Genomic DNA, 18288 nt, shown 5'->3' with positions numbered 1-18288 from the left:
GTTGAGGTTCGCGGTTCGGCCGGCCGTCCCGCGCGGCCACCGCCCGTCCGAGGGCGGCCTTCCCGCCGTACGCGGCGGGCACCTGATCCCGGCTCCGACGGCGGACCGGCCGGTCGCCGCTCCGGGCCGCCGGACGCTGGCTCGTTTCCTCACCGCCCCGGCCTGCGACGACGGCGGTGCCCGTGGCCTGGGGGCGTGCGTCTCGACGGCGCTCGCGGAGGCCTACGGCGCGGCGTACGACCCGTCCACCCTTCACCCGACGCGTGTGCTGCCGGGGCGGCCGGCGGCATGCCACGCAGAGCCGATCGTTCCCCACCTGGGCGAGACCACCGCCCGCCTGCTGACGTGGCATGTCTCCGAAGGACGGCCGGCCGGCGCCGGGCGTCCGGCGCTGGACGCGCCTTCGGCCGTCCCCGAGATTCCGAGGAGGGAGCGGCGTCCTCTCCCCGGCCGGCCGGCCGGAGTCCTGACGCCGCGCGTCCGATGAGCTCCATCCAGCGGCCCCCGGTGCGCATCGACCGGGGGCGGAGCGCCGGCGACGTCCTCGCCGGCGTCCTCGCGATGGCCGCGCTCGCGGCGCTGCTGCTCGGGGTCCCCTTCGCCCTGCTGACCTTCTTCGGCTCGCCGATCCCGCACAAGCTGCCCTCGACCGAGACGCTCACCCAGCGGCTCGACGCGACCGCGCTCATGCACGTGCTGGTCATCGTCGTGTGGCTCGCCTGGATCCAGCTGACCGCGTGCGTGCTGGTCGAGGCGTACGCCGGGATCCGCGGCGTCGGCGTACCGGCCCGTGTCCCGCTCGCCGGCGGTCCGCAGGCGCTCGCGCACCGGCTGGTCGTCGCGGCGCTGCTGCTGTTCACCGCGACCACGGCGGTCATGCCGGTGATCACCGGCGTCCGTGCGACGCACATCCAGCAGCACGTGAACCCTCCCCAGCACCGCGAGCCTCCGCGCGCGGCCGAGCCCGCGTCCGACCAGGACCAGGGCCAGGGCCAGAACGCGGACAACCCGACGCTGATGGAGAAGAACGCCGTCCGGAAGATCTACCGCGTACGCCCGCCGGCCGGACGGCACCACGAGAGCCTCTGGGAGATCGCCGAGAAGTGCCTGGGCGACGGCCGGCGCTACCGCGAGATCTACTCCCTCAACAAGGGCAAGCTGCAGCCCGACGGCACGCGCCTCACCATGGCCAGCCTGATCCGCCCCGGCTGGGTGCTCGACATGCCCGCCGACGCGACCCACGTGGAGATCATCGAGAAGGGCCCGCACGACGGGCAGCACGAGCACGGCGTCCCGCACGCGCAGGTGCCCGGCGGCGTCCACCACCACGGGTACGTCAACACCGAACACCAGGCCGTCGAGGCCGCACGTCACGCCGCGCAGCAGGAGGCGCGCGACGACCGCGCCGACCGCGAGGCGGGCCGGCCCCCGATCGACGAGGGACCGGACGTCACCGTCCCCGGCGACCCGGCGCAGGGCCCGCCGGCCCAGCAGCCCCCGGCGCAGCAGCCGCCCGCGCACACCCCGCGGCACGAGCGGCCGCCGGAGCAGGAGCCGACCGGGCTGCCCATCGTCAACACGCCCGCGTTCGGCTGGCCGCAGGAGCTGGCCGTGGCCTCGCTCCTGGCCGCCGGCCTGCTCGCCGGGCTCGGCCGCCGGCGGCGCGAGCAGCTCTGGCGGCGCGCCTTCGGCACGATGATCGCCCGCCCGGAGGGCGAGGCGGCCACGGCCGAGCACGCGCTGCGCATCGCCGCCGACACCGAGGCGACCCGCCTGCTCGACCTCGGCCTGCGGCAGATGTCGGCCGCGCTCGCCGCCGACGACCGCACGCTGCCCACCGTGTACGGCGTGCACCTCGGCGCCGACAGCCTCGACCTGTGGATCGCCCCGGCCGACCGCAACCCGCCCGCGCCCTGGCAGGAGTACGACAACGGTCAGGTGTGGCGGCTGAACACCACCGCGCTCGACGGCATGGCCACCGCCGACTTCGCCGACGTGCTCGCGCCGTACCCCGGACTGGTCTCCATCGGCACCAACGAGACCGGCCGGATCCTCGTCGACCTCGAGGCGGCGCACGGCCTGATCGCGCTGCACGGCCCCGACGACGCACGCCGCGCCGTCCTCGCCGCGGTCGCCGTCGAGCTCGCCACCAACCGCTGGTCGGACCACATGCGGATCACGCTGGTCGGCTTCGACGAGGAGCTGGCGCTGGTCGCGCCCGACCGCATCCGCGTCGTACGGTCGCTGGCCGAGGCGCTGCCCGAGCTGGAGGGGCGGAGCGAGGAGGTGCGCCAGGCGCTCGAGGCCTCCGGCGCCGACTCCGTGCTGACCGGCCGGTGTCGCGGAGTGTTCGGCGAGGCGTGGATGCCGCACTACCTGATCATGGCCGACCCGCCCGCGGCGGAGGAGGCCGAGCGGCTGGTGGCGCTCGCCCGCACCGGCCAGCGCATGGCGGCCGGTTACATCGTCGCCGGCGACACGCCGGGCGCGACCTGGACCTGGGACGTCGCCGCCGACGGCCGGCTGCGCGCCGGGGTGCTCGGCTTCGACGTCGACGCGCAGCTCGTGCCCGAACCGCACTACCGCGCGGTCGTCGAGCTGTTCCGCACCGCCGGACGCACCGAGGGAGTGCCGTACGGCGACCCGGACGACCCGCCGCCCGCGACGCCGCTGGGCGGTGAGACACAGCCCGCCGTCGACATCCGCCTGCTCGGCCCGATCGAGATCGACGCGCCCGAGCCGCTCGACGAGAGCCGCCGCGCGATCTGCACCGAGGTGCTCGTCTATCTCGCGACGCACAGCGAGGGCGTGCACCCGACCGTGCTCGGCGGCGCCGTCTGGCCGCGCGGGGTGTCGGCGAGCGTACGCGACGCGACCGTCGCACGGGTCGCCGACTGGCTGGGACGCGACTCGCGCGGCCGGCCGAACCTCTACTACGACGACCACGGCCGGATCCGGCTCGGCTCGGAGGTACGGGTCGACTGGGAGACGTTCCGCTGGCTCATCTGGCGGTCCGCGGCCGAGCCGGCCTCGGAGCTGGCGTACATGTCGTATGCGCTGGACCTCGTCCGCGGCCGCCTGATGGACGGCCGTCCGCGCGGCCGCTACGGCTGGCTGGCCACGGAGGACTTCGAGTACGAGGCGACCGCCCGTGTCGCCGACGTGGCACACCGGCTGGCACTGATGAAGCTGGACGAGGGCGACGCGCGGGGAGCCGTGACGGCGGCGCGCGCGGGCCTGCGCCTGGCCGAGGGCGACGAGGGCCTGTGGCGCGACCTGCTCCGCGCCACCCACGCGACGGGCGACGCGGCCCAGCTCCGCGACGTGGTCGACGAACTCCGCGGCCGCGTCGCCGCCGACCCGTACACCGACCAGATGCAACCCGAGACCGAGGCCCTGGTCGACGAGCTCCTTCCCCAGTGGCGCGGCGTCGCCGCCCGCGGCACCGGCTGACGTACCGACCGGGCCGCTATCTCTTGAAGACATCAATAGTGGGCGAGACCAGCCACAGCGACCTGCGCCAGGCGCTGGGCGTCGACGGGGCGAGCGTCACCCGGCTCGTGAAGGAGCTGGAGGCCGAAGGGCTGGCCGGACGCCGGCTCGACCCGGCGGACAACCGCTACACGCTGGCCGCGCTGACCCCCGCCGGCGAGCGCCTGGCCGCCGACCTGGAGCGGTCCCACCAGGAGTACCAGGAACGACTGCTCGACGGCGTCAGCGCGCAGGAGCGGGAGGCCGTGCTGCGTGTCCTGCGGCGCTTCCGTACGAACGTGACCGGACAGGAGAAATCGTGACCGAGGATGTGCGGGCCGCCGCCCGGCGGATGTATGCGGCGTTCAACGCTCACGACCACGCCGCCGCGGCGGACATCTTCACGGCGGACTTCCACAGTCACCCTCTGGGGACCACCGGGCCGGAGAGCGTCACGCGGTCGTGGCAGCGGTTCCACGAGGCGTTCCCCGATGCCGAGGTCGTCGTCGAGGACATGGTCGTGGAGGGCGACACCGCCGCCGTCCGTACGAGCGTGCGCGGGGTTCCCGGGCAGCCGCGGCCGACGATGTTGGAGATCTTCCGGGTGCGCGACGGGCGCATCGCCGAGCTGTGGGGCCTGTCCTCCCTGCGGCGTTCCTGACGCGGCGTCAGCGGTAGTTGCCCGTGTGGCCGAGGGAGAAACGGCCGGGCTGGGGGTGGACGCACAGGCCGTGCGGGCCGGGGCCGACCGCGATCCTGCGCAGCGGGCGGCCCGTACGGGTCGAGAGGGCGTAGACCGCGTCGTCCGCCTCCGCCGACAGCCACAGCACCCGTCCGGTCGGGGACACGCCGCCCATGTCGGGCGACACCGGCACGCGCCATCGGCCGGTGACCCGGTGGCGGGCGAACGAGATCAGCGACACCGTACGCGCGCCGCGGTTGGTCACGTACAGCACGCTCGCGTCGCGGCTGGGATACAGGCCGTGCGCGCCCCGGCCCGTACGGATGAAGCCGCTCTTGCGGAAGCGGGCCGCGTCGACCAGCCACACCCCGCCCCGCGCGGCGTCGGCGACGTAGAAGGTCCGCCCGTCCGGCGACAGGCGGACGTCCTGCGGATCCGCGTCGTGCGCCAGGGTCAGCGTTCCGGCCGCCCGGTGCCGCCGCAGGTCCACCCGGACGAGGCGCCCCGACCGCGCGCACCCGGCGACCAGCGTGTCACCGGTCGCGGAGAAGTCGGCGCTGGTCAGGCCCGCGCACGGCATCCGCAGGGTGCGGCGGTGCCGCATCGTGTGCGGGTCGCGGACGTCGATCCGCCCGCGCCGGGAGTCCAGCAGGAGGGCCTCGCGGCCGTCGACGGAGAAGTACAGGTCCGACGGCGCGGCCACCGGCACGGTACGGCCGGCCGTGCCGGTGCGGGGATTGATCGGCACCAGGCCGCTCGGCGAGGTCACCCACAGCGTCTTCAGATCCCACGACGGCACGACCTGCTGGGGCGCGCGGCCGACGGGGATCCGGCGCAGCACGCGATAGGTCGCCGGATCGATGACCTCGACCGCCCTGCCACGCGCGTCCGGAACGTACACCCGGCGCGGCAGGCCACGGACGGCCGGGCTCAGCATGCCGGCCTGGGTCGCGGCGTAGACGTCCGGCGGCGCGTCGGGCAGGTCCCCGCGCTGGTCCACCACGGGCGGGGAGTGCGCGGGCCGGACGTACGGCACCGGAGCACCGAGCCCGGCGACGGGAGCGTCGGGCCCGGGCCGGCCGCGGAACGGCACCGGCGACCGGCACCCGCTCAGCAGCCCCGCGAACACGACGATCGCCAACGGCACGGCGACCGTGCCCCCGGGCGTTCGTCGGGACCTCCCCACAACGGACGGACTCTACTCGCTCGACGACGCCTTGTAGGCGTTTAACCACGAAGAGAGAGTGAGCGAGTGAGAAGGGTGGGTCAGCCGGGGAGGGAAGAGGCGCGCCAGGCGCCCGGACCGTGGGGCAAGGTGCGGCGCAGGCGGCGGGTCGGGTCCGCCCAGGCCGAGCGCGGACTGGGGGCGGGCGGCGGGGTGGCCGCTCTCGCGCGCGCGGTCAGTACGGTGACCACTGCGGCGAGTTCCTCCGGTGTCGGGTCGCCGCGGACGACCTGCAGGAACGGGGCCATGGGCGCCTCCATCTACAGCGGGATGTTGCCGTGCTTCTTCGGCGGCAGCGTCTTGCGCTTGTCGCGCAGGGCGCGCAGGGCACGGACGATCTGACCGCGTGTCTCCGACGGCTTGATCACCGCGTCGAGGTAGCCGCGGTCGGCGGCGATGTAGGGGTTGGCGAGCGTGTCCTCGTACTCGGTGACCAGCTCCGCGCGGCGGGTGTCCGGGTCGTCCGCGGCGGCCAGCTCCCGCCGGTACAGGATGTTGACCGCGCCCTGCGCGCCCATCACCGCGATCTGCGCGGTCGGCCACGCGAGGTTGATGTCGGCGCCCAGGTGCTTGGAGCCCATGACGTCGTACGCCCCGCCGTACGCCTTGCGGGTGATCACCGTGACCAGCGGCACCGTCGCCTCGGCGTAGGCGTACAGCAGCTTGGCGCCGTGCCGGATGATGCCGTTCCACTCCTGGTCGGTGCCGGGCAGGAACCCGGGCACGTCCACGAAGGTCAGCACCGGCACGTTGAAGGCGTCACAGGTGCGGACGAACCGGGCGGCCTTCTCGGAGGCGTCGATGTCGAGCGTGCCGGCGAACCGCATCGGCTGGTTGGCCACGATCCCCACCGAGCGGCCCTCGACGCGGCCGAAACCGCACACGATGTTCGGCGCGAACAGCGGCTGCACCTCGAGGAACTCGCCGTCGTCCAGCACGTGCTCGATGACGGTGTGCATGTCGTACGGCTGGTTGGGCGAGTCGGGGATGAGCGTGTCGAGTTCGAGGTCCTCGTCGAGGATCTCCAGGGGCGCGGGCGTGTCGTACACCGGCGCGTCGGACATGTTGTTCGACGGCAGGTAGGACAGCAGCGCCTTGACGTAGTCGATGGCGTCCTGCTCGTCGGAGGCCTGGTGGTGGGCCACGCCGGACCTGGTGTTGTGCGTGTGCGCGCCGCCGAGGTCCTCGAACGTCACCTCCTCGCCGGTGACCGTCTTGATCACGTCCGGCCCGGTGATGAACATGTGCGAGGTCTGGTCGACCATGACGATGAAGTCGGTCAGCGCGGGGGAGTACACCGCGCCGCCCGCGCAGGGGCCCAGGACCAGCGAGATCTGCGGGATAACGCCGGAGGCGTGAGTGTTGCGCTTGAAGATCTCGGCGTACAGCCCGAGAGCGACGACGCCCTCCTGGATGCGCGCGCCGCCGGAGTCGTTGATGCCGACGACCGGGCAGCCGGTTTTCAGCGCGTGGTCCATGACCTTGACGATCTTCTCGCCGAACACCTCGCCGAGCGATCCGCCGGCGACGGTGAAGTCCTGGGAGAAGATCGCGACCGGGCGGCCGTCGACCGTCCCGTGGCCGGTGACGACGCCGTCGCCGTACGGGCGGTTCTTCTCGACTCCGAAGCCGTGGGCGCGGTGCCGTGCCATCTCGTCGAACTCGACGAAGGACCCCTCGTCGAGGAAGGCGTCGATCCGCTCGCGGGCGGTCATCTTGCCCTTGGCGTGCTGCTTCTCGACCGCACGCGCGGACCCGGCGTGCACCGCCTCGTAGCGGCGCCGTTCGAGGTCGGCGATCTTCCCCGCCGTGGTGTGGATGTCGATCTCGGCGGCGGGCAGCGGCTCTGGGGCTTGCGTGGCCATCCCGTCAGAGTAGCCAGCCTGTCCCGAGCCCTGTCGGCGGGGGTTGCGAGCCGTACTCGAATGAGCGTGCGTGAGGTGGTGACCCGAATGGCGTGCACGGTGGGAGGCTGAACGGCGGTTCTTGTCCGCACACCACCCACGCTCAGTCCTCAGGGACGGTGATCTCAGCTCGCGAGACGGTCTCCGGTGCACCGCCCGTGACTGACTACGCTGAATCGCGTGTCGACTCGAAACTCCGCCCGCGAGCAGATGCCGGAGCCGCTGCGCGCCGACGTGCGGCTGCTGAGCTCCCTTCTCGGTCAGGTCCTCGTCGAGTACGGCGGACAGGACCTGCTGGACGACGTCGAGGCCCTGCGGCATGCGGTGATCGCCGCCCGCAGGGACGAGAAGGACGTCGACGACGTGGCCGCCATCGTCAGTGGCTGGCCGTTGGACCGTGCCGAGCTCGTCGCGCGCGCGTTCACCGTCTACTTCCACCTGACGAACCTCGCCGAAGAGCACCAGCGGATCCGCACGCTGCGTGAGCGTGACACCGGTGAGGAGCCGCTGCGCGAGTCCGTCGCCGACGCGGTCCGCCGGATCGGTGACGAGCGCATCGGCCGGTTCCTCGACGATCTGGAGCTGCGCCCGGTTCTCACCGCGCACCCGACCGAGGCGCGCCGCCGTGCCGTGGTCACCGCGATCCTGCGCATCAGCGCCCTGCTGGGCGAGCTGAACGACCCGCGCACGGGCAGCGGCGAGCGCGACGAGATCGAGCGGCGGCTGCTGGAGGAGATCGACCTGCTGTGGCGCACGTCACCGCTGCGCCGCACCAAGCCGGACCCGCTGGACGAGGTCCGCACCGCGATGGCGATCTTCGACGAGACGCTCTTCCGCGTCGTCCCGGCGATCTACCGGTCCCTCGACACGGCGCTGGCCCCCGGCACCGGTGCGCGGCCTCCGCTGGCCCGCCCGTACCTGCGGTTCGGCAGCTGGATCGGCGGCGACCGCGACGGCAACCCGTACGTCACCGCGCAGATCACCCGTGAGGCGATCGGCGTCCAGGCCGACCACATCCTGCGCGCCCTCGCCGCCGCCTGCACCCGGGTCGGCCGCACGCTGACCACGCACGAGGGCACCACGCCGGCCTCCGCCGCCCTGCACGGGGCGCTGGCGGCCGCCCGCGCGGCCCAGCCCGGCCTGATCGCCGACATCGGCAAGCGCTCGCCCGGCGAGCCGCACCGCCAGTTCCTGCTCTACGCCGCCGAGCGCATCGAGGCGACCCGGCGGCGTGACGCCGACCTGGGTTACCGCGCGCCGGCCGACCTGATCGCCGACCTGCGCCTCGTCCAGGACTCCCTGGTCGAGGCGGGCGCCGTGCGCCAGGCGTACGGGGAGCTGCAGCACCTGATCTGGCAGGTGGAGACGTTCGGCTTCCACCTCGCCGAGCTGGAGGTCCGCCAGCACTCCGGCGTGCACGAGCAGGCCTTGGCGGAGATCCGCGCGGGCGGCGAGCTGAGCGAGCAGACCGAGGAGGTCCTCGACACGCTGCGCGTCATCGCGTGGGTGCAGGAGCGCTTCGGCGTCGACGCGTGCCGCCGGTACGTCATCTCCTTCACGCGTACGGCCGAGGACGTCGCCACCGTCTACGAGCTGGCCGAGCACGCGGCCGTCGGCGGCAAGCCGCCGGTGCTGGACGTCGTGCCGCTGTTCGAGACCGGCGAGGACCTCGACCGCTCCCCGGCGGTGCTGGACGGCATGCTGCGCCTCGCGCCCGTACGCCGCCGGCTGCTGGAGACCGGCCGCAGCCTGGAGGTCATGCTCGGCTACTCCGACTCGGCCAAGCAGCTCGGCCCGACGACGGCGACGCTGAAGCTGTACGACACGCAGGCGGCGCTGGCCTCGTGGGCGGCCCGCCACGACATCCGGCTCACGCTCTTCCATGGCCGCGGCGGCGCGCTCGGCCGCGGCGGCGGCCCGGCCAACCGCGCGGTGCTGGCGCAGGCGCCCGGCTCGGTCGCGGGACGGTTCAAGGTGACCGAGCAGGGTGAGGTGATCTTCGCCCGGTACGGCCACAAGGAGATCGCCAGGCGGCACGTCGAGCAGGTGACCAGCGCGGTCCTGATGGCCTCCACTCCGGGGGTCGAGGAGCGCGCGCTGGCGGCGGCCGAGCGGTTCCGTCCGCTGGCCGACCGGATCAGCGCGGCGGCCGAGCGGACGTACCGGTCGCTGGTCGAGGCCGAGGGCTTCGCCGACTGGTTCGCGCGCGTCAGCCCGCTGCACGAGATCGGCGGCCTGCGGCTCGGCTCGCGCCCCTCGCGGCGCAAGGCGACCGCGTCGCTGGAGGACCTGCGGGCCATCCCGTGGGTGTTCTCCTGGACCCAGACGCGGGTCAACCTGCCCGGCTGGTACGGCCTGGGCAGCGGGCTGGCCGCCGTGGACGACATGGACGAGCTGCGCGAGGCGTACGCCTCGTGGCCGCTGTTCGCCGCGCTGCTGGACAACGCGGAGATGAGCCTGGCCAAGACCGACCGGGCCATCGCCGAGCGGTACCTCGACGTGGGCGACCGGGCGGACCTCGCCGCGGCGGTGCTGGCGGAGTACGACAGGACCCGGTCCCTCGTGCTCCAGGTCACCGGCCACACCCGGCTGCTGGAGGACCGCAACGTCCTGTCCCGCGCCGTGGAGCTGCGCAACCCGTACGTCGACGCGCTGTCCCACCTCCAGCTGCGCGCGCTGCAGGAGCTGCGTGCCGGGATCGAGGACGACGCCCAGCGGGCGAAGGTCGAGGACCTCCTGCTGCTCGCCGCGGCGGGTGTCGCCGCGGGCCTGCAGAACACGGGATGATCCCGGCCGGACCGGCGGTTGACTGACGTCATGGGCATCAGGCGGGCCGAGGCCGTCGACCGCGCGGCGGTGGAGACGATCGTACGGACGGCCTACGAGCCGTGGGCCGAGTCGATCGGCGTGGTCCCGCTCCCGATGGTCGCCGACTACGGCGACCTCATCGAGCGGGGCCGCGTCCACGTCCTGGAGAACGGCGAGGTGGACGCGCTGATCGTGCTGGAGACGGACGGCGACGTCCTGCTGGTGGAGAACGTCGCGGTGCGGCCCGACCGCCAGGGACGCGGCCTGGGGCGGCGGCTCATGGCGTTCGCGGAGTTCCGTGCCCGGTCGCTGGGGCTGTCCGCGCTGCGGCTCTACACGAACGAGAAGATGGTCTCCAACATCGGGCTGTACGAGTCACTGGGTTACCGTGAGACCGGACGGGAAGCTCTGGACGGCCGGCACGTGGTGCACATGCGCAAGCAGTTGTAGCACCGGTAAAAGGAAGCAACCCGGGACGGAGAGCTCTGTTTAACCTAGAGTCAGGGGTGATGACTGTTCGCGAACCAGTGCCTCACCTCTCGCCGCTTCCGCGTTTCGCCATCCTCGTCGATGTCGGATACCTCTACGCCGCGGCGGGTGACCTGCTGTTCGGCATCTCCTCCCGGCGGTCCTACCGGGTGAACGCCGAAGGGCTCATCAAGGCGCTGGAGGAGCGCGCCGCCGCCTGCATGCGCGGAGAGTTGCTGCGCGTCTACTGGTTCGACGCCGCGCGCGACCGGGTGCCCACGATCGACCAGCGGGTCGTCGCGCCGCTGCCGCGGGTCAAGCTCCGCCTGGGCAACCTCAACAAGCACAACCAGCAGAAGGGCGTGGACGCCCAGATCCGCGAGGACCTGGAGACGCTCGCCCGGCACGGCGCGGTCACCGACGCGATCCTCATCGCCGGCGACGAGGACATGGTGCCCGCGGTGGAGGCGGCGCAGACCTACGGCGTCCGCATCCACCTGTGGGGCGTCGAGCCGCCGTACGGCACCAACCAGGCCGAGCGCCTGATCTGGGAGTCCGACACCGTCGACGTCGTCGACGCCGAGTTCGTCAAGCCCTACTTCGAGCTCGACACCACGCGTGAGGAGACCGAGGAGACGCCCGCGGCGCCCCCGATCCCGTCGCCCACCGCCGTGTTCGGCGGCCGCCCGCCCCGGCCGGTGCCGACGCCGGCCTCCATGCGCCAGCAGGTCGCCCAGACCGGCTCGGTCGCCAAGCTCGGCCCGTCGCGCCAGCAGATGGAGGAGATCGGCGAGCACATCGCGCACAAGTGGATCCTCACGCGCGGCCGCGACAACATCCGTGACCTGCTGCCCGGCAAGATGCTGCCCACGGTCATCGACAAGGAGCTGCTGATCGAGGGGGAGAAGGAGCTCGGCTACTCGCTGCGGCCGTACAAGGAGGCGCGCGACTGGCTGCGTGAGGGGTTCTGGGCCCGCGTCTACCGCGAGTTCGAGTTCGGCGTCGGTGTCTCGGGCAAGGAACCGCGCTGAGGTCCTCTAGGGTTTCTGCCGTGAGTGACTCCCCGTACACCGATCTTGACCGGCCGCCACTGAACGCCCGGGCGCTGAACCACGCGCTCGTCCGGCCCGGCGGGCTCTGGCGCGAGATCCGCGTGGTGGAGGAGACCGGCTCGACCAACGTCGACCTGGCGGACCTGGCCCGTGAGGGCGCCGAGCCGGGCCTGGTGCTGGTCGCCGAGGCACAGACGTCGGGACGCGGCCGGATGGGCCGCACGTGGTCGGCGCCGCCGAGGTCGGGTCTGGTGTTCTCCGTCCTGCTCCCGCAGGAGGAGTCCGTCACGCGGCTGGGCTGGCTGCCGCTGGTGGCCGGGATCGCGGTCGTGTCGGCGCTGCGGGGGTTCGCCGAGGTCGAGGGCGCCGGCCGTGGGCGGATGGCCGAGGCCGCGCTCAAGTGGCCCAACGACGTGTTGATCGGCGATCGCAAGCTGGCCGGCATCCTGGCCCAGCGGGTGGAGACCGGGGTGGTCGTCGGCATCGGGCTGAACGTCAGCCTCCGCGCGGACGAGCTGCCGGTCCCGACCGCGACCTCGCTGGCCATCGAGGAGGCGCCCGCCGACCGCGATCCGCTGCTCCGGGCGATCCTGCGCGCGCTGGAGGGCCGCCACGAGGAGCTGCGTACGGGCGGGGAGGCGCCGCTGCGCGAGGCGTACCGGGCGATGTGCGCCACGCTGGGCCGGCGGGTGCGGGTCGAGCTGCCCGACGGTTCGACGCTCATCGGTGAGGCCGTCGACGTCGAGGAGGCCGGCCGTCTGGTGGTCCGCGCGGACGATGGGGAGCATCTTCTCAATGCGGGAGATGTCGTACATGTCCGGTAGTTGACGCCAACTGGACCGGCCCCTTGCCCACCGGTTTAATGATTGAGTAATCCGTCCCCCCCGGAGGTTCTTGCATGGCCAGTGTTGCGGAGGTCAAGGGCGCCATCGCCCAGGCCGGCGAAGAGGCGGAGCAGGCCGTGCAACTGCTCGTCGAGGCCGGTGGCCGGGCCGAGGCCGCACTGCAGTTCCTGGTGGCCGTGGCGCAGGGCAGCGAGCACGACGCGCTGGAGGGCTCCCTGGGGGCGATGGGGCAGGCGGTGGAAAGCATCGGCGAGTGCCAGGCGCAGATCGCCGCGGCCGTGGAAGAGGCCAACAAGTACTCCGACGGGCTTTGAGACCACCGACGCGCGTGCACGTCCCGGGAACCCCAAAATGACATTGAAGCCCGCTGAGCTCCTCGCCGCGGTACGGCAGGACGTCCGGCAGGCACGCGCGACGATCCGCGCGCGCAGGAACGACCTCGACGAGACGATCGCCGGGTCCGAGGCCGCGGTCGAACGCGCCCGCGCCGAGGCCGCCGCGACGAGCGGCCCGGAGACCGAGACGATCCTCGAACGCTGGCGGCGCTACGCCGGCGAGGTCGCCCCCGGCGCGGCCTCGGCCCCGTGGACCCGGTGGCCGTCCGAGCCGGAGCCGAGCGATGACGGGCCGTGCCTCTACCGCGTCGGGTCGATCGACGGGCGGATCCCCGCGCTGGTGCCGCTGCTGGACGCCGGTCACCTGCGCGTCGTCGGCGACGACATGGCCGCCGCCGACGCCGTCGTGGACTCCCTGCTGGTGCGCATCGTCGCGACGACGCGGCCCGGCACCGTGCGGATCAGCCTGTACGACCCGCGCCGCCTGGGCGCCGGTCTCGGCGGCTTCCACGCGCTGTCCCGGCCCGGCCTGCTCACGGTGTACGGCGTGGAGGAGCTGAAGGACCTGCTGAGCTCGCTCGACCGCGAGATCCGGCGGATCCAGCGCGACGTCCTGGGCGGTGGGCACTCCTCGCTCGCCGAGCTTCCCGCCACGCGTGACGGCCGGCGGCCGGAGCCCTGGCGGGTGGTGATCGTGCAGGCCCCGGTGCGCGGCCTGCGCGACGACGAGATCGCTCACCTGGAGAGCGTGATGCACGCCGGCGCGGCCTGCGGCATCCACGTGATCTGCCGCGACGTCACGCTGGAGCACGCGCCCGGCCTGGAGACGATCGAGGTCGGCACGGACGGCACGGTGCGGACGTCGATGACCGGGCAGCTGGACGTCACCGTCGAGCCGCCGCCGCCCGACCTGGTCCGCGCGGTGTGCGAGCGCGCCGCCCGGTGGGTCGGCATCGAGCGCGACCCGCCGCGCTTCGCCGAGCTGCTGCCGCCGCGTGTGTGGGAGGAGTCGTCGGCGCCGGGCGTCCGCGCGCCGATCGGCGAGGACGTCGACCGGTACGAGGCGGTCGAGGTGCTGCTCGGCGACGATCCGGTGCACGCGCTGGTCGGCGGGCCGCCGGGCTCGGGCAAGACCAACTTCCTGTACGCCCTGATCGGCTCGCTGGCCGCCCGCTACAGCCCCGACGAGCTGGAGTTCTATCTCCTCGACTTCAAGGAGGGCGTGTCGTTCGCGCGCCTGGCGAGCGGGCGCACCGACAAGACGTGGCTGCCGCACGCCCGGCTCATCGGCGTGAACATCAACCAGGACCGCGAGTTCGGCCTGGCGCTGCTGCGCTTCCTCGGCCACGAGCTCGAACGCCGCGGCGCCGCCGCACGCGAGTACGAGGTCACCAAGATCGAGGAGCTGCGCGCCGCCGACCCCGACGGGCATTGGCCGCGCATCGTCGCCGTGATCGACGAGTTCCAGGTGCTGATCCAGCAGAAGGACCGCATCACCGAAGAGTCGCTGTACCTCCTCAACGACCTCGCACGCCGGGGCCGGTCGCAGGGCATCCACCTCGTCCTCGCCAGCCAGAACGTCGGCGGCGTGCAGTCCCTCTGGGGGCGCGGCGCGATCCTTGAGCAGTTCACGCTGCGCGTCGCGCTGCCCAAGGCGCGGCGCATCCTCGCCGACGACAACACCGCCGCCCAGCAGGTCGCGCGGTTCTGCGCCGTGGTCAACGCCGAGTCGGGCGCGCGGCAGGCCAACCGCGTGGCCCGGCTGCCCGACGCCGGGGCACCGGGCACGTTCGACAAGCTCCAGCGCGAGCTGTGGCAGCAGCGGCCCGAGCAACTCGCGCCGCCGCGCATCTTCGACGGCGCCCACGTGCCGGAGCTGATGAGCGTGCCGGTGCGGCCGCCGGGCGAGGGCGTCGTCGGCCAGCTGATCGACCTGGCCGGCAGCGCCGCCACCGTGCGCTTCGACCGCAACCCCGGCCGCAACCTCGCGGTGATCGGCACCCGTGCCGACGAGGCGTACGACGTGCTGTCGTCGGCGGTGATCTCGCTGGCCCGCGGGCACGCGCCCGGGTCGGCCGAGTTCGCTCTGTTCGAGGGCGAGCCGGACCCGCGCGTCGCGCGGCTGGCGCGCTGGCTCGCCGACGAGGGGCACCGGGTGGAGGTCGTGGCCGAGCTGCCCGAGCCCGGCGACCGGCCGGTGCCGGTGTACCACGCGCTGTTCGCGGTGGACGCGGCGACCGCGCGCTCGGCGCCGCTGCGCACCGCGGTGCGGCGGCTGGCCGAACACGGGCCCGACGGCCAGATGCACGTACTCGGCTGGTGGCGCACGGTCGACCGCCTGCGCTCCGACGTCGTGGAGCGCACCGGTCCGGTGCGCACCATCGACGCGTGGGTCGCCCTGGACGTACGCGACAGCGAGCTGACGCCGCTGCCGGGCGGTCAGTTGCAGAGCTGGACTCCGCGGGCGCGGCGTGCGCTCTTCTACGACCAGCGCACCGGCAGCGCTCCGCAGCCGATCATCCCGTTCACCGTACTGAGCGACCAGGGTGAGTGAGGAGCGCGAGCGACCCATGAGTACGGAGCGAGTGTGACGAGCGAGCGACCCATGAGCACGGAGTACGAGGTGATCGATCCGCGGGCGGCGCGGCAGGCGTACAAGGAGCTGGCGGCCGAGGCGGGCCGGCTGCTGCACGCCGCCGACGACGCCCGGCGGCGGCTGGCGGAGGCCGAGGAGGAGCGCACCGCGACGTACGCCTCGGTCGAGCAGGAATGGGCGCACCTCGACGCTCTCGAGGAGCGGGCGGCCGGCGTCTGGCGTGAGCTGACCAACCGGTTCGGCCCGCACGCGGCCGGGCCGCTGCCCGAGCCGGCCGAGCGGATCGCGCGCGGGCCCGACGCCGAAGAACTGCTGAACGACGCGCGCCTGCGGGTGCGCCAGCCGGTCGACCATCCCCTCGCCGGCAGGTACGCCCGGATGGGCGTGCTCGGGTTCGCCGTCGCGGTGGTCCTGACGCTGGTCGGGCTGGAGGTGAGCATGGCCCTGCACGACGCGGGCCGGGTGCGGTGGTTCGCCGCCGGGCTGCCGGCACTGCTCGCGCCCTGGCTGGGCCACCTCGCGGCGAACGGCTGGATCCGCTACCGCACGTCGCACGAGGAGCAGGAGTACGCGGTGGACACCGCGATCGCGGGCGCGATCGGCGGAGGGGCGGTGTGGCTGTTCGCGGTGACGTTCCTGATCATCCGCGTCGCCACCTGACCGCTCCTTTCTGTGGTAATCGCGGCACGCCGCCCAGGCGATTTCTGTCAAGATATCCGCCATGGGTCTTCCGAAGAATTCGTTGACCGAGGATGAAAGGATCATCCTCGAATTTCATCCTCACTGGTCGACGCTCGTCTCGACGATCTTCTGGGCGATCGTCTCGGTCGTCGTGGCGGGGGTGATCATCTTCTTTATCCCGGCCGGGGGCTCGCAGACGCTCATCCGGCTGATCGTCGCGGCCGTCGGCGTCTTGGCGATCACCGTGGTGGGTTTCCTGCCCTTCCTGCGCTGGGTCACGACCACCTACACGCTGACCAACCGCCGGTTCGTGATGCGTCACGGCATCCTGTCCCGCTCCGGCCGCGACATCCCGCTGACTCGCGTGAACGACGTGTCCTTCGAGCACAGTCTGATCGAGCGGATCTTCGGCACCGGCACGCTCTCGGTCGAGTCCGGCGGTGAGCACGGCCAGCTGGTCCTCAAGAAGATCCCGCGGGTCGAGTACACCCAGAACCAGCTCTACCGCCTCGTCGAGGAGCTGACGGACGGTGACGGCGTCCGCCCGTGACGGCCGCCAAGGCGACGTGAGCGAGCGGAGCGAGCGAACCAATGAACACGCGCGTCTGGTCGCCCCTCCGACGCAGGAGGTCTCGTGAGCGATTTGCCGGATCCGCGGCGGCTCGAGGAGCTGCTGCTCGGCGGTGAGCTGCGCTACACCAGTCTCGACGCGATCCAGGCCGCCGGGGTGTCGGAGGACTTCGCCCGGCGGCTCTGGCGCGCCCTGGGGTTCCCGCACGTCCCCGACGACGTGGTCGCCTTCACCGAGGGTGACGTGGCCGCGCTCGCCGGGGTCGCCGGGCTGCGGCCGACCGGCGTGGTCGACGAGGAGATCAAGCTCCGCATGGCCCGCGCCGTCGGGCAGACCATGGCGCGGCTCGCGAAGTGGCAGGTGGACATCCTCGTCGAGGCGATGACCGACCCGCTCGAAGCACCGGACCAGGAGACCCTGCGGGTCGTCACGGCCAACGCCGAGACCCACCTCGCCGAGCTCGAACCCCTGATCACGCACGCCTGGCGGCGGCAGCTCGCCGCCGCCGGCGCGCGGCTGCTCGCCGCGCGGGGCGCCGAGGAGCTTCAGACCCGGGCGGCGGTCGGGTTCGCCGACCTGGTGGCGTTCACCCGTACGAGCCGTGACCTGGACGAACGCGAGCTGGCCCGGCTCGTGGAGCGATTCGAGGAGACGGCCTCGGACGTCGTCGCCGAGCACGGCGGGCGGCTCGTGAAGACCCTCGGCGACGAGGTCCTGTTCAGCGCCGACACCGCACGGACCGGGGCCGAGATCGGCCTGGCCGTCGCGGAGGCGGTCCGCGAGGACGAGGGCATCCCCGACGTGCGGGTCGGCATCGCGTACGGCCCGGTGCTGCCGCTGCGCGGCGACGTGTTCGGCACCACGGTGAACCTCGCCAGCCGGCTGACCACGATGGCCCGCCCCGGCACGGCGCTGGTCGACGCGGGCCTGGCCGCCGAACTGCGCGACGATGCCGCGTACGAGCTGACGCGCATCACCCGCCGCCGCGCCCACGGCCTCGGCATGATCCAGCCGTACGTCCTCCGGCGTCGCTAGGCGCGGACCGTCCCACTCGAGGCGATCGTCCAGGCGGCGGTGCCCCACAAGGTCAGCGCACAGGCCACCCCGACGACGGTGGAGACCACACCCTGGGACCCGTGCGCGATCCATACGGCCGGGCCCGCGACGCCGGCCGTGATCAGCAGTGCTGCGGGCACGCGCATCCGCGGCTGGGCGAAGACCCCGGCCAACGGGAAGAAGTGCGCGCCGACGATCAGCGCGACCAGCGGCGAGATCAGGCCGGGACGGCCCGTCCTGCCGCAGGCAGCGGCCACGACGGCGATCAGCACCCACTGCGCCGCGTTGACCTGCGCGAAGCGCCGCCGGTGCCGTGCCGGCGGTGGCCCACCGGCCGCGTCCGGCAACCGACGCTTCGCGGTGAGCATCAGACCCAGCGCGACCAGCAGGCCGAGCGGCAGGCCCACCCCCGCGACACCTCCGCCGAAACGGCCGATGCCCAACATCAACCAGCCGACGCCGAAGAGCGCGTAGAAGCCGACCCCCGCCCTGAACATGGGGGAATCCTACGGTCCACCATCGTGGGTTTCGGACAGGCCGTAGGTGCACGGCGGCGTACGGGCCGAGGGAACGCGATGACGGTCGGGCGCGTCG

The 18288-nt window shown here is 73.1% G+C and carries 17 protein-coding genes; 13 read left to right on the top strand and 4 right to left on the bottom strand.

Annotation, left to right across the window (positions count from 1 at the left end; all coding sequences use genetic code 11):
• Position 1 precedes the first annotated feature (1 nt).
• From ACQEV1_RS49035 to ACQEV1_RS49020, 4 genes are read left to right on the top strand one after another with little or no spacing between them, the layout of a single operon-like run.
• Positions 2-487 (top strand): hypothetical protein, encoded by a 486-nt coding sequence (locus tag ACQEV1_RS49035; RefSeq protein ID WP_433404735.1) that lies wholly within the window; start codon positions 2-4, stop codon positions 485-487.
• A complete protein-coding gene (locus tag ACQEV1_RS49030) occupies positions 484-3453 on the top strand; it encodes a hypothetical protein (protein WP_433404732.1) in 2970 nt (989 codons plus the stop codon). The genes ACQEV1_RS49035 and ACQEV1_RS49030 overlap by 4 nt, the downstream gene beginning before the upstream one ends.
• A 38-nt stretch (positions 3454-3491) precedes the next feature.
• The gene (locus tag ACQEV1_RS49025) at positions 3492-3794 is read left to right on the top strand and encodes a MarR family winged helix-turn-helix transcriptional regulator (protein WP_433404729.1); all 303 of its coding nucleotides are present in this window, start codon (positions 3492-3494) and stop codon (positions 3792-3794) included.
• Complete coding sequence (locus ACQEV1_RS49020) at positions 3791-4132, top strand: nuclear transport factor 2 family protein (protein WP_433404727.1); 342 nt, start codon at positions 3791-3793, stop codon at positions 4130-4132. The genes ACQEV1_RS49025 and ACQEV1_RS49020 overlap by 4 nt, the downstream gene beginning before the upstream one ends.
• 7 nt (positions 4133-4139) lie before the next feature.
• On the opposite strand, the gene ACQEV1_RS49015 is transcribed toward ACQEV1_RS49020, so the two are convergent.
• The 3 genes from ACQEV1_RS49015 to ACQEV1_RS49005 all read right to left on the bottom strand — a co-directional run bounded on the left by ACQEV1_RS49015 (position 4140) and on the right by ACQEV1_RS49005 (position 7243).
• Entirely contained in the window at positions 4140-5300 is a 1161-nt protein-coding gene (locus ACQEV1_RS49015; RefSeq protein WP_433404724.1) for a hypothetical protein, read from the bottom strand.
• Between the two features lie 119 nt (positions 5301-5419).
• Entirely contained in the window at positions 5420-5626 is a 207-nt protein-coding gene (locus ACQEV1_RS49010) for an acyl-CoA carboxylase subunit epsilon (RefSeq protein ID WP_285625515.1), read from the bottom strand.
• A 12-nt stretch (positions 5627-5638) separates the two neighbouring features.
• On the bottom strand, positions 5639-7243 hold the full coding sequence (locus ACQEV1_RS49005; RefSeq protein WP_433404722.1) for an acyl-CoA carboxylase subunit beta: 1605 nt from the start codon (positions 7241-7243) through the stop codon (positions 5639-5641).
• 249 nt (positions 7244-7492) lie between these two features.
• Here ACQEV1_RS49005 and ACQEV1_RS49000 point away from each other — a divergent pair, with 249 nt between their 5' ends.
• The 9 genes from ACQEV1_RS49000 (at position 7493) to ACQEV1_RS48960 (ending at position 17673) form a co-directional block, all read left to right on the top strand.
• Positions 7493-10069: a phosphoenolpyruvate carboxylase gene (locus ACQEV1_RS49000; RefSeq protein WP_433406151.1), complete on the top strand. Its 2577-nt coding sequence runs from the start codon at positions 7493-7495 to the stop codon at positions 10067-10069.
• A 30-nt stretch (positions 10070-10099) separates the two neighbouring features.
• Positions 10100-10540, top strand: a complete 441-nt coding sequence (locus ACQEV1_RS48995; protein ID WP_285579360.1) for a GNAT family N-acetyltransferase — start codon at positions 10100-10102, stop codon at positions 10538-10540.
• A 59-nt stretch (positions 10541-10599) separates the two neighbouring features.
• Positions 10600-11589, top strand: coding sequence for an NYN domain-containing protein (locus tag ACQEV1_RS48990; RefSeq protein ID WP_433404719.1), 990 nt, complete (start codon positions 10600-10602; stop codon positions 11587-11589).
• A gap of 20 nt (positions 11590-11609) precedes the next feature.
• Positions 11610-12434 carry a biotin--[acetyl-CoA-carboxylase] ligase gene (locus ACQEV1_RS48985; RefSeq protein WP_433404716.1) on the top strand — a complete coding sequence of 275 codons (825 nt, stop codon included), beginning with the start codon at positions 11610-11612 and terminating at the stop codon, positions 12432-12434.
• Between the two features lie 74 nt (positions 12435-12508).
• Complete coding sequence (locus ACQEV1_RS48980; protein ID WP_285579353.1) at positions 12509-12769, top strand: hypothetical protein; 261 nt, start codon at positions 12509-12511, stop codon at positions 12767-12769.
• Between the two features lie 37 nt (positions 12770-12806).
• A complete protein-coding gene (locus tag ACQEV1_RS48975; RefSeq protein ID WP_285625529.1) occupies positions 12807-15344 on the top strand; it encodes an FtsK/SpoIIIE domain-containing protein in 2538 nt (845 codons plus the stop codon).
• Positions 15345-15395: 51 nt separating this feature from the next.
• A complete protein-coding gene (locus tag ACQEV1_RS48970; protein WP_285625532.1) occupies positions 15396-16046 on the top strand; it encodes a hypothetical protein in 651 nt (216 codons plus the stop codon).
• Between the two features lie 82 nt (positions 16047-16128).
• Entirely contained in the window at positions 16129-16617 is a 489-nt protein-coding gene (locus tag ACQEV1_RS48965) for a PH domain-containing protein (RefSeq protein ID WP_433404711.1), read from the top strand.
• A gap of 84 nt (positions 16618-16701) precedes the next feature.
• Positions 16702-17673: an adenylate/guanylate cyclase domain-containing protein gene (locus ACQEV1_RS48960; protein ID WP_433404708.1), complete on the top strand. Its 972-nt coding sequence runs from the start codon at positions 16702-16704 to the stop codon at positions 17671-17673.
• Here the strand turns inward: ACQEV1_RS48960 and ACQEV1_RS48955 are convergent.
• Positions 17670-18191 (bottom strand): hypothetical protein, encoded by a 522-nt coding sequence (locus ACQEV1_RS48955; RefSeq protein WP_433404706.1) that lies wholly within the window; start codon positions 18189-18191, stop codon positions 17670-17672. The two genes, ACQEV1_RS48960 and ACQEV1_RS48955, sit on opposite strands and share 4 nt — an antisense overlap.
• Between the last annotated feature and the right edge of the window lie 97 nt (positions 18192-18288).

Source organism: Actinoallomurus sp. CA-142502, assembly GCF_050936355.1.
GTDB classification, from domain to species: Bacteria; Actinomycetota; Actinomycetes; order Streptosporangiales; family Streptosporangiaceae; genus Actinoallomurus; species Actinoallomurus iriomotensis.
This window is presented reverse-complemented; position numbering and strand designations above follow the sequence as displayed.